Annotated in this window: 9 protein-coding genes; 5 read left to right on the top strand and 4 right to left on the bottom strand. The window is 67.6% G+C overall.

Annotated elements, in window-relative coordinates; all coding sequences use genetic code 11:
* Nucleotides 1-27: 27 nt before the first annotated feature.
* Genes ASD56_RS02130 through ASD56_RS02140 form a run of 3 tightly spaced genes read right to left on the bottom strand, consistent with a single transcriptional unit; the run spans nt 28 to nt 4,072 of the window.
* Nucleotides 28-1,308: an O-antigen ligase family protein gene (locus ASD56_RS02130; protein ID WP_157535723.1), complete on the bottom strand. Its 1,281-nt coding sequence runs from the start codon at nt 1,306-1,308 to the stop codon at nt 28-30.
* Nucleotides 1,283-2,806, bottom strand: coding sequence for a YveK family protein (locus tag ASD56_RS02135; RefSeq protein WP_055960678.1), 1,524 nt, complete (start codon nt 2,804-2,806; stop codon nt 1,283-1,285). The genes ASD56_RS02130 and ASD56_RS02135 overlap by 26 nt, the downstream gene beginning before the upstream one ends.
* Nucleotides 2,807-2,842: 36 nt before the next feature.
* Nucleotides 2,843-4,072 carry a hypothetical protein gene (locus ASD56_RS02140; RefSeq protein WP_055960680.1) on the bottom strand — a complete coding sequence of 410 codons (1,230 nt, stop codon included), beginning with the start codon at nt 4,070-4,072 and terminating at the stop codon, nt 2,843-2,845.
* A gap of 141 nt (nt 4,073-4,213) precedes the next feature.
* Here ASD56_RS02140 and ASD56_RS02145 point away from each other — a divergent pair, with 141 nt between their 5' ends.
* From ASD56_RS02145 to ASD56_RS02155, 3 genes are all read left to right on the top strand, one after another.
* The gene (locus ASD56_RS02145; protein WP_157535725.1) at nt 4,214-7,111 is read left to right on the top strand and encodes a PKD domain-containing protein; all 2,898 of its coding nucleotides are present in this window, start codon (nt 4,214-4,216) and stop codon (nt 7,109-7,111) included.
* A 133-nt stretch (nt 7,112-7,244) separates the two neighbouring features.
* Entirely contained in the window at nt 7,245-7,712 is a 468-nt protein-coding gene (locus ASD56_RS02150) for an adenylyltransferase/cytidyltransferase family protein (RefSeq protein ID WP_055960683.1), read from the top strand.
* 236 nt (nt 7,713-7,948) lie between these two features.
* Nucleotides 7,949-8,164: a hypothetical protein gene (locus tag ASD56_RS02155; protein WP_055960685.1), complete on the top strand. Its 216-nt coding sequence runs from the start codon at nt 7,949-7,951 to the stop codon at nt 8,162-8,164.
* A 127-nt stretch (nt 8,165-8,291) separates the two neighbouring features.
* Here ASD56_RS02155 and ASD56_RS02160 read toward each other — a convergent pair whose 3' ends face one another.
* On the bottom strand, nt 8,292-9,287 hold the full coding sequence (locus tag ASD56_RS02160) for a LacI family DNA-binding transcriptional regulator (RefSeq protein WP_055960687.1): 996 nt from the start codon (nt 9,285-9,287) through the stop codon (nt 8,292-8,294).
* A gap of 202 nt (nt 9,288-9,489) precedes the next feature.
* On the opposite strand from ASD56_RS02160, the gene ASD56_RS02165 reads away from it, so the two are divergent.
* Nucleotides 9,490-10,425 carry a dihydrodipicolinate synthase family protein gene (locus tag ASD56_RS02165; protein ID WP_200947441.1) on the top strand — a complete coding sequence of 312 codons (936 nt, stop codon included), beginning with the start codon at nt 9,490-9,492 and terminating at the stop codon, nt 10,423-10,425.
* A 118-nt stretch (nt 10,426-10,543) separates the two neighbouring features.
* Nucleotides 10,544-11,854 carry an Nramp family divalent metal transporter gene (locus tag ASD56_RS02170; protein ID WP_082541184.1) on the top strand — a complete coding sequence of 437 codons (1,311 nt, stop codon included), beginning with the start codon at nt 10,544-10,546 and terminating at the stop codon, nt 11,852-11,854.
* Nucleotides 11,855-12,080: the final 226 nt, after the last annotated feature.

The raw sequence follows: 12,080 nt of genomic DNA on the forward strand, positions 1-12,080 counted from the left end.
TTCCCCCGAACCGCGATCGTCGCCATCCTATGTCACCGCCGCCCGGGGAACACTCGGAGTCCGCTGAAGGTCGTGAGGGGCGGAGGGGTCATCGGCGTGCCGGGATCGATGCGTCAGGAGAGTCGCGATCACCAGGAACTGGATGAACGGCATCGCACTGTCGACGAGTCCACTCTCGGTGACCGATCGCATCACCAAGAGGACGAGGAGCGGAAGCAGAACACCCCGTCGAGAACTGGAGATCAGGGCCGCGATGAGACACCACGCGACCAGTCCGGCCGCCAGCGCAGTTCCCAGCAGGCCCGTCTGCGCAAGCAGCGACGCCCAGCTGCTGTCGAGGACCTGCTCGTCGCGCCACTGGATGTCGACCTTGACCTGTTTCACCGACAGTCCGAGCCCGATCCACTTCTCCCAGGACGCCCAATCCCAGCCGAGCACCACCTTCCAGGCATCGAACCGCGAGTCGAGGGCGGACGTCGTGTCCGTCGACCCGCCCCGCGTTGCGAGGTCGCTCACGATGCCGGTGAACAGAGCGATCGCGTACGCGAGCGGCAGTCCACCGAGGAGCAGGTAGACCACGCCGCGGTTGCGGATCCCATTCGTGATCACGGCGACGGCGATCGTCACGATCACGCCCAGCAGCGCTGTCCGCGAGCCGCTGGCGATCAGGATCGCCAGGAGGACGACGGCGGCCGACATGCTCCATGGCCGCACTCTCGTGCGCAGCATGAGCACGACGAGCGCCACGAGCGGCGGTCCTGCCAGTCCGGCGAGCTCGTTCGGATGGATCTCAGGCACGCCACCGCCGAGCCGGCCCTCGGAGGCGAGAGACGGGAGTCCGGTGACGGCGGCGACGATCGCGATCAGGCCCATCGCCGCCATGAGCGACCCCAGCCCGATGTGCCAGGGTACGCAGGAGAGCAGAAGCAGGACGGTGACCATCACCATCACCACACGGATGACGAGCACGAGGGTGGCGCTCACGTTGCCTGAGACGACCGAAGCGAGCAGCGACACCAGCAGGATCACGAACAGGATGCCGGCAGGGCCGAGGCCGATCGGAACCTTCGTCGTGGTGTGCACCCACAGCAGGAACGCACCGCCGAGCGTGATCAGCGCCACGAGTGCCTTCGCGATCACGACCGAGTCGATCCCGCCTTCGTAGACCATCGCGCTGCGCCACGGAATGACGCTGATGATCAGCAGGAGGAAGATGAGCCCGACGACGAACATCCGCTCACGGCTCGGCTTCCTGCCGTCCCCGTGATGCGGCGGCGGGCGATCAGCGGCGCGCACGGCCTTCGTCATCGGCGAACTGCACGGACGTCGTGGCGGCCGGGTCGCCCGGCCGATCGGAGCCGGCGACGGATTCCCTGGGACCCGAGGCCGGATTCCGCTCTTCGGCGCTGTGCCACGCGGCCGCCACATGATCGAATTCGTCGATGTCGCCCGAAGCGGGCCCACCCGGGACCAGGACGGCGTCGACGCGGTCGGACTCGCGCCAGGACTCGGCCGCCGCACCGACCGAGCGGGAAGCCGCCTGCGTGATCAGAACGCCGAGCGGTCGGATGCCCATGACTCGCAGGCGGGTGGCGACCGCCACCAGCTCCGTCGCCGACGTGGCGTTGCGTCGCACCGAGAGCAGCACATGGGCGCCCGTCTGCGCGGCCGCCTCGATCAGGCCCGATGCGCCTGGGTCGGCGACCAGCAGCACGATGTCGAAGTCGGCGGCGAGACGCAGGATCGCCCGCGGCAGCTCGCGCTCGAGAGTCGCCGTAGGAATAGGACTCGTGGATGCATAGATCACCGCTCCGGATTCGGCGGAGGATGCGACGGCCGTAGCGGCGGATCTCGCCACGAGCGCGTCGGCCAGCGAGCGGAAGTCGCCGTCCTTGCTGATCTCGGCGCGCGTGTCGAGCACACCGACTCGTCGCCCGGCGGCAGCGTATGCCTCGAGCAGACCGTTCAGCTCGTCCTGGTCGACTCCTCCCTCGGACACCGGCACGAGCAGAAGTCTTGAGAGCCCGCGGCCGCCCAGGGTCGAGAGGTTGTTGAGCGCATCCGCGTACGCAGCATCGGCAGCGGCCTCCGCGCGCTTGCGGAACCTCGCGAGCGGCACTCGGGACGGCCGGGGGATCTGGCCGACGACGGGCAGGCCGGATGCGCGACGCACGTCGGAGATCGTGCTGATCCGCCGACTGGTCGTCGTCCGGTAGACCGCGACGATCGCACCCAGGGCGAATCCCCCGATGAGCCCGAGTCCGGTGATCGCGAGAACCTGCGGAGACGTCGGAGCGAGAGGTTCGACAGCGGGAAGGACCTGCTCGAGGATGACCTGGTAGCGCTCGTCGTCGCCGGAGTTCTCGGTGCCCTCGATGAGCAGCGAAAGATTGGCGGCCGCTGCGTTGGCGAGGTCGGCGGCGAGCTTCGCGGTGGGAGCATCCGCCCGCACGGCGAGAAGAACGGTATCGGCCGTGTTCTCGGCCGAGAGCATGCGCCTAATGTCGCGGTCGGTGTAGTCGTCCGCGCTCAGTCCGAGTTCCTCACGGACGCCCTCGATCACGCTCGGGCTGTCGACCAGAGCCGGGTAGGTCTTGATGCGCGCGAGGCTGAACTGGTTGCGCTCGAACAGCGAGGCTTCGGTCGAATCGACCTGAAGGAGCAGGCCGGAAGTCGCCGTGTAGGTCTCGGGAAGCAGCTTCGCGACGCCGTACGCCGCGCCGGCCCCGATCAGCGCTGCGAGAAGGATGATGAGCCATCCTTCACGCAGAATCCGCCCATAAGGAACGTCCTCCACCGACACCACCCCCTTGCCTGAGATGCCAGACGAATCTTGAACCTATCACTCGCCTCCGGGAGTTCCCTGACGGTCCGGATCCCCGGTCTCCCGTGCATTCGCGGCCAGCCACCGCAGACCGACCCCACCCAAGAGCGAGGCGACAGCGAGGCCGAAGGGGAGCGCCGCAGGCGCCAGACCGGCGATCAGCATGACGGCTGCAGCCAGCAGACCGAGGATCGTGTCGATGAGTCGGATCGCGAACACAGCGGTCTGCCGACCCGTCGCCGCACCGAGTGCGCCGTAGGGAGTCACCGCGGCCACCGACGCGCCGTAGACGATCCAGCCCAGCACGGCGACGACATCCAGCTCCTCGCCGAAGATCAGTGGGCCCACCACCGGCGCCAGGGCGACCGCCACAGCACCCATGACGACAGTGAGCCCCAGCAGCACGAGGACGACTCGGTCGGCCTCGCGCAGCGAGCCGGAAGCCCCCTCGCGGTGCTGGCCGGCGAAGCGCACGAAGAGGAAGGATGAGAAGCCGCCGACCACCAGGATCAGCGGCGACGTGTACGTGCGAGCGAGTTCCAGTTCACCGACGGCGACCAGGCCGGCCGCCGCCAGGACGAGAAGCCGGACCCCGGTGAACATGAGCGGACGAAGAGTCTGCTGGAGCCCGCGCCATGCGCCGTACCGCCACACCGTGCCGTAGTCGGCGCCCGCGAAGCCGACGAGGACGCGATCCTTCCGCGCGACCAGGAACCATCCGATGACGGACGCAGCCGTCTGGCCCGCGGCGATCGCTCCGACGAATGCTGCGAGGCTCAGCGGCTGCGACAGCCACACACCTCCCAGCACGAGCAGTGTGACCATCAGCCCCGCGAGATCGATCACCGCCACCCGCACGAACGCCATGTCGGCCATGAGCAGTCGCCGCACGATCTCCTCCACCGCGAACGCGCCGAGCGCGAGGGCGAACAGGAGCGCCTCAAGCGGGGAGACGAATCCGATCACGGAAACAACGACGCCGGAGACCACGGCGAGCGAGACGGCGGCGAGCGCAAGCGTGCCCTGGAGCGCCGCGCGGATTTTCGGTTCCGAGCGATCGACGACGACGAGGGTGTCTCCGACCACGCCGGTGATCACCGCCGTGCCGAGCACGATCACGCCATAGAGGATGGCGAACTGCCCGAAGGTCTCGACACCGAGTATCCGAGACACCATGATCTGCAGAATCAGGCTGATCGCGGCCTGGGTCGATTGCGCGGCGATCGCGCCGACAGCCTTTCGCCTCACGGTCCCCCCATTCCGACCTGCCGCGTCCATCCTGCCAGGCAGCGCCCGGTCGGCTTCGGATCGAATCCTTGCCGCAGCTCCGTCCCAGTGCCATGATGGCGCTACAGCGCGGCTGGGGAGTTGCGCGACTGGGGAGTCACCATGCGCGAAGACGCGCGGGAATCGTTCGTGCTCAAGAGGCTGGCCGCCGGCGTCGTCTGGGGGCTGGCCGTCGGCTCGCTGAGTCTCGTCGCGGCGGCTCCCGCTCAGGCCGCGCCGCCGGCGGTGACCCTCGTCTCGCCCGCCGACGGCGCAGCCGTCGGCACCAGCACACCGCTGGTCGTGTCGGTGGCGGATGCCGACGGGGATGCCGCCAGCGTGACCTTCGAGGGCCGGAAGAAGGGGCTCACCGTCCCCGGACCCACGAGCAGTGAGCCTTTCTCGATCGCGGTGGTTCCGGACACGCAGAACTACACCTACAACAACCGCTGGCCCACCATGAACCAGCAGTCGCAGTGGCTGGTCGACAACCGTGAGCGCCTCGACCTCGCCTTCACCGTCCACGTCGGCGACCTCGTGAGCGAGTACACGAATCCTGCGCAATGGCAGCTCGTTTCGGCGGCGCTGAAGATCCTCGACGACGCGAACATGCCGAACTCCGTCGTGCCGGGAAATCACGACTTCGACAACGCGACCGGTGCAGTCGGACCGTTCGACCAGTACTTTCCGGTGAGCCGCTACGCAGACGCAGTCTGGAACACGGCGAGCACCCGCTACGGCGGTCACCTCGGTCAGAGCCAGTTCGGCGCGGACCCGATCGACCGGCGCAACTTCGACAACTACGCCCTCTTCACCGCCGGAGGAACGGACTTCCTCGTCCTCAATCTCGAGTGGGAGGCTCCGACCTACGCGCTCGAGTGGGCGGATCGCGTGCTGGCCGCTCATCCCGATCGCACCGTGATCATGGTCACACACAGCTTCCTGACGGTCTCCGGCAGCAGGTGGACGGGCACGCAGCGACCGGGTGGAACCTCACAGGCGCAGCTGTGGAACAACTTCGTCTCGACGCACTGCCAGATCCGCGTAGTGATCGCCGGACACGAGCACAACGGCAACGAGGGCGAGGCATCCCGCACCGACGCGAACACGTGCGGCCGGCCGGTCCATCAGCTCATGACCGATTACCAGGACCGTCCGAACGGCGGGGACGGGTGGCTGCGGTATTACACGTTCGACCCCGCGGCCAACACGATGACCGCTACGACCTACTCGCCCAAGCTGGACCGGTACGAAACGGACGCCAACTCGTCGTTCGTCCTGCCGTTCGAGCTCACCCCGCCGGTTCCCGCGCCCTTCGAGACCATCGGAACAGCGACGGTCAGCGGTGGGACGGCGACCGCGACCTGGGGCGCACTGGCCGCAGACACCGCGTACGAGTGGCGTGCTGTGGTCTCCGCCGGAGGCGACACCATCACCTCTCCCGTCTACACCCTGCGCACCGCCCCGCTGCCGCCGCGCCTGACCGACACCTTCACTCGCACCACGGCCTCGGGCTGGGGGACCGCCGACACGGGACAGACGTGGGTTCCGGCATCCGGAGCATCGTCGTTCACCGTGGACGGCGCGAACGGGCGGATCACGACCGCGCCCGGGCAGAGTCGCTCGGTCGATGCGACCGTGTTCCGGTCGACGGATCTGGCGGTCGACGCAGAGCTGACCACCTCCGTCGCGCCGGGCGGTTCGGGGGGATACATCTCTCTCCTCGGCAGAGACACCGGTTCCAGCGATTACCGAGCGACTGTCCAGCTGTCGACCACGACGACCGCCGTGACACTCCGGCGCGTGGTGAACGGTGCCGAGACGGTGCTCGCGACTCAGCGCATCAGCGGAGGTGTCACTGCCGGCACGGTGGTGCGGGTCCGGTTCGAGCTGAGCGGGACGGCGCCGACGACTCTGCGCGCCAAAGTCTGGACCGGCGCGGTCGAGCCGTCCGCGTGGAGCGCGACCACGACGGACGCGACTGCGGCGCTGCAGACGAGCGGCGGGGTCGGCGCCTATGTGTACCTTTCGAGCACCGCGGGGGCGAGCGTCAGCACGCTTCTCGCTTCATACTCCGCGGTGGGCGGCACAGGGAGTCCCCCACTCCCTGCGAATACTCCGCCCACCGCGGTCATCTCCACACCCGCGATCACCGGCCGCGCCGTGACGGTCAACGGTTCCGGCTCCACCGACACCGACGGCACSATCGCCACACACGCCTGGAACTGGGGAGACGGCACACCSGCCGAGACCGGYGCATCGAARTCKCACACCTACGCCGCCGACGGCACCTACGTGATCACCCTCACCGTCACCGACGACAAGGGCGCCACCCACAGCACCACCCGCAGCGTCACCGTCACCCAACCGCCACCGATCCAGGCGCTCGTCGCCGACGACTTCGGCAGATCAGTGACCAACGGATGGGGGGCGGCCGAGGTCGGCGGCGCCTGGACCGCGACTGGAACCGCTTCGCGATTCGCCGTGGCCGACGGCGTGGGCCTGCTCCGGCTGACGACGCCGGGAACATCCGCGCAGGTGCAAGCCGCCGCGACACCTGCGGCATCCGCAGAAGTCCGCCTGAACCTCTCATGGGATCGAACGGCGGCGGCCGGCGCGCTCTACACAGTGATCTCGCCACGAGCGGTGAGTTCCTCGGCGGACTACCGGCTCAAGGTCTACGTGAGCGGAACTGTCCCCTACCTGGACCTCATCCGTCGTACCGGCGGAGTGGAGACGCTGCTGAGCCGCACCGCGCTGCCCGACCGGATCACCACGGCGGGCACCTGGTACAGCGTCGCCGTACGGGCGACGACCGTCAACGGCGTCACCACCCTGTCGGCGAAGCTGTGGCCGAGAGCCGCAGCGGAGCCCTCGACATGGCAGGCGACGACCACGGACTCGACTGCCGCGCTGCAGACGACCGGGACCATGCTCCTCTGGAGCTACATGTCCGGCAGCGCGACGGCTCCGGTCGCCACGTCGTTCGACGGCATCCGCTTCACTTCGGTCACACCATGATCACGACCGAAATCAGGTGCATTGCGGACGTGCATGGGAGTAGACTTCCGACGTCGTGTTCTTTGGGAGAACAGGACATTTCTGGGGAAACAGGCGATGGGGATCGCCCAACTGAGTTCTGGGGGCTCATTCAATGGCTCAGCGTATCGGCTATGCCGCGGGTGCTTTCGACCTTTTCCACGTCGGACACCTGAACATTCTTCGTCACGCGAAGGAGAACTGCGATGTGCTCATCGCAGGCGTCGTGAGCGACGAGATGCTGCGTGCGGTGAAAGGCGTCGACCCGGTCATTCCGACCCTGGAGCGCGCCGAGATCGTCCGGCACATCAGCTTCGTCGACCGCGTCCACATCGAGACCGTTCCGGACAAGCTCGCGGTCTGGGGTGAAGTCGGTTTCACGCACTTCTTCAAGGGCGACGACTGGCGCGGCACGGAGAAGGGTGTGCGCCTTGAGCGCGACTTCGCCGCAGTGGGGGTCGAGGTCGTCTACTTCCCCTACACCGTCCACACGTCGAGCACCGCGCTGCGGCGCGCACTCGATGCCATTTCCGGGTCTGACCGCGGCGAGCTCGTTGAGCGCGCCGCGGCGACCCGTCTCTGACTTCCGCCTCTGACGGCGGAAGCCCGGAGCGAGCCGTCCTTCGGGACGCTCACGACCGGGCGGCTCCACCTCGATCTGCCATCGCGTCGCCCCCCTGGGCGCGATCGGCAGGCATTCCCCCATATCGGGGTGGAGCCGGCACCAACCGGTGGGTGCGGGTGCATCCAAATCATGTGCGGGCACGGAACAAGTCACCAGCGGGTGACAGGCACTCGCCATGAGGAGGGGAAAGTCCAATGAAGCGCATTCTCGCTACCGGGGCCATCGTTGCACTCGCCGTGTTCGGCGTCGCCGGCACCGCCAACGCCGCACCCGCCGATGCCGCGTGCTTCGGTCAGATCCACAAGACCATCAACACGGAAGGCGCGCTCGGCTTCACGAACGTCGGAGACGTCGTGAAGGCGATCGGCGGCCAGGCGAAGAACGCCACCGCGACCGGGCTCTGCGACTGAGGTCAGAGCTGATTCTCGCCGCACCGCGCGGCGGATGGCGAACGAAAAGCCCCGGGCGACCGGGGCTTTTTCGTGCCATCCAATACCTACCCTTTGCTCGATGTCGCCCGTAGCGGCGGTCGTGCGGTCAGCGCGGATGTGCCGTCGACGCGCGGGGAACCAGGCTCGGGAACGCCAGCCTCACCGCGGTGTTCGTCGGCTCGTGGAGCAGGTCGAATGCCGTCGCAGCGATCTGGTCGAAAGGCACTCGAACGGATGTCAATGGAACGGAGAGCCGGCTGGCGAGGGGGATGTCGTTGTAGCCGACGATGGAGACGTCTTCGCCGATCGTCAGCCCGGCGTTGCCGGCGGCGCTGACGACTCCGAGCGCGATGTTGTCGTTCGCGGCGAAGATGGCTGTGGGCGGGCTCGGCTGGCCGAAGAGGAGCTCACCGGCGATGACGCCGTCGTCGACACCGTAGCCGCCCGAGACGACCCGTCGCGCGTCGAGCTCGAGGCGAGCCTCTGCTGCGGCGCGGCGAGCTCCGGCGAGTCGCGAGCGAGCGCTGGAGGTGAAGTCGGGGCCCGTGACGACGGCGATCTCGCGGTGTCCGAGGTCGACGAGATGACGGACGGCGAGATAGCCCCCCATCTCATCGTCTCCGAGCGATGAAGGGCTCACGCCATCCGTGCGGAGGACCAGCACATGAGGGATGCCGCGTTCCCGCAGCGACGCCGGGAGCGTGTCGTCCAGGCGGGCAGTGGCCAGCATGACGGCGTCCACCCCCCTGTCGAGGAGTGTCTCCGTCGCCCGGCGCTCGTCATCCGGCTCGTCGCCGGCAGTGGCGACGACGGCGAAGTACCCGCGTGACCGGGCGACGCGCTCGATCGCCTCGAACATCAGCGCCATCACGGTGTCGGTCAGCCGCGGCACGAGTACGCCGATCGTGCCTGTCGCGCCGCGGCGGAGGCCGGAGGCGGCGGCATTGCGGCGATAGCCGAGGGAGTCCGCCGTCTGCCTCACGCGATCGGCTGTCGCGGAGCGCGAGCTCGGCGTGCGGTCGTCGAGGATCCGGCTGACGGTCGAGATGCTCACACCGGCGGCTTCGGCGACGTCGCGAAGAGTCACTGAACGCCTGTCCATTGCTGCAGCCTCCGATCGACGCTTCGGCGAGTCTATTGCGCCGCCCTCGCGCGGATCGCGAGAGCCGCGCGGAGCGATTTTCGCCGCAGGAGTTGACATGACAGCATCCTAGTCGCATACTTGCAATCGTTCCTGCAAACGTTCCCGATAACGTTCCCATGGGATCGGGCCCTCGACGAAGAGAAACAAGGAAAGGCAGATCATGACTCTCGACATCCGCGGACTGAACCCCGCTCCCGTCACTCCGTTCACCGAAGACGGCGACGTCGACTTCGCGGCCATCGAGCGCCTCGGCTCCTGGCTGGGCTCGATCGACGGCGTGAAGAGCCTCGTCGTCCTCGGCCACGCCGGTGAGGGAACCTTCCTCACCGACGAGGAGCAGCTCGATGTCATCCGCGCGTTCGTCGCTTCGACGGATGGCCGCGTGCCGGTCATCGCGGGCATCACCAAAGAGGGCAACAAGACGGCAGCACTTGAGGCGAAGGCCGCTGTCGCGGCCGGCGCAGCCGCCGGCCTGGTGTACCCCTCGCACGGCTGGCTGCGGTTCGGATACCAGAAGGGCGCCCCGCAGACCCGGTACCAGGAGATCTACGACGAGTCGGGCCTGCCGCTCATCCTGTTCCAGTACCCCGATAACACCAAGGCCACCTACGACCTCGACACGCAGCTCGAGATCGCCGGGCAGGAGGGTGTCTTCGCCACGAAGAACGGCGTCCGCAACATGCGCCGCTGGTACACCGAGATCCCCGCACTTCGCGCCGCCTATCCCGACCTGCAGATCCTCTCGTGCCACGACGAGTACCTGCTCCCCACGATGTTCGACGTCGACGGCCTCCTGGTCGGCTACGGCAACATCGCCCCCGAGCCGCTCATCGAACTGATCGCCGCCGGCAAGGCCAAGGACTATGAAGCGGCTCACGCGATCCACGAGCGTCTGCTGCCGGTGACGAAGAACGTGTACCACCGCGGCTCGCACATGGAGGGCACCGTTGCCCTCAAGTGGGGCCTGGTCAACCGCGGCATCCTCGACCACGCAACGGTCCGCACTCCCCTGCTCCCGCTGCCCGACGGCGCCCCCGCCGAGATCGCGGCCGCTTTCGCCTCCGCCGGACTGGGCACCGTCACCGTCCCGGCCTGAACCCCAACGGGGTGGCGGCGCCGTGCCGCCGCCACCCCGCCCCAGAACATCCGCCACCGAGTGGCGCACAGTCAACGACGACTCGCGGCTCTGCCGCCCTCCAATGAAGGAGACCACCATGAGCGAGCGCACCACCACCCGTCACACCTCCACCACACCCGGCACTGGCTACGGCCGCGTCTCGACTGAGACGATGAAGAACATCGTCGACACGCGCAGGACCCGCCGGAGTTTCTGGCAGCAGCTGGCCCTCATCGGGCCCGCGTTCGTCGCGGGCGCCTGGCAGTTCGGTCCCGGCAACCTCACCACCGCAGTCCAGGCGGGAAGCGGCTACCAGTACGCCCTGATCTGGGTCATCGTCGTCTCGACGATCCTCATGATCTTCCTCACCGACATGAGCGTCAGGCTCGGCATCAAGTCGCCCGTGTCGCTCATCGCCTCGATCAAGGACCATCTCGGAAAATGGGTCGGCGTCGTCGCCGGCATCGGCATCTTCCTGATCACGCTCTGCTTCTCGGTCGGAAACGCCGTCGGCTCGGGTCTCGGCCTGTCGATGCTGTTCGGCGGCAACCCCGTCATGTGGACGATCGTCTGCACCGTCGCCGTGGCAGCACTTCTCCTGCTGCGCAACGTCTACCGAGTCGTCGAGAAGGTGCTCGTCGCGATCGTGGCGCTCATGGCGATCGCATTCATCGTGTCGGCGTTCCTCTCCAACCCGTCATGGGCGGCCGCGGCATCCGGTCTGATCCCCACCGTCCCGGACGGGGCCTGGCTGCTGATCGTGGCGCTGGTCGGAACGAACTTCTCCATCAACGCCGCGTTCTACACGTCGTACGGGACCAAGGAGCGAGGTCGCACCGAAGCGGACTACCGCGACGTCACGATCGTGGACACCGTCCCCGGCATCGTCGCACCCGGCATCATGACGGCCCTCGTGATCGTCGTCGCTGCGGCTGTCCTGGGCAAGACCGGCGAGGCGGCACCGACCATCGTCGCCCTTGCGGGCATCTTCGAACCCCTCGCGGGCCCGATCGGCTCCACCGTGTTCGCCCTCGGATTCTTCGGAGCCGCCTTCTCGTCGATGATCGCCAACGCGACTGCCGGCGGCACCATGCTCTCGGACGGTCTCGGCCGAGGTGCTTCATCCAGTTCACTCACCGCCAAGCTCATCAGCGCGAGCATCCTGGCGTTCGGGATCGTGATCACTCTGATCTTCCAGGCATCGCCCGTCGAGCTCATCGTCATCGCCCAGGCGCTCACGATCTTCGTCGCACCCGTGCTGGCGGCGCTCATCATCATCATGGCCAACCGGTCCTCGCTGATGGGCGACATGAAGAACCATTGGTGGCAGAACCTGCTCGGGATCATCGGCCTCGCCGCGGTCCTCGCCCTATCGGTCCGCCTCTTCGTGACGCTTTTCCTCGGCTGAGGCTGAGGCGACGAGGCTATTAGCCCGCCAGATGGGCCTTTCGGACGCACAGGCTCCGGAAGGCCCATCTTGCGGATTACATCCAGAGTGCCGCGGTGGGCACCGGTCGGGACGCGACAGGACGATCCGAACTGCATCTCAAGCGGCCGTGGACGACCGCGAAACTCCAGGAAAACTGCGGAGACGGAGGGATTTGAACTCCGTCGGGGTGGTCAGCTTGTACAGA

This window comes from Microbacterium sp. Root166 (assembly GCF_001427145.1).
Taxonomy (GTDB): domain Bacteria; phylum Actinomycetota; class Actinomycetes; order Actinomycetales; family Microbacteriaceae; genus Microbacterium.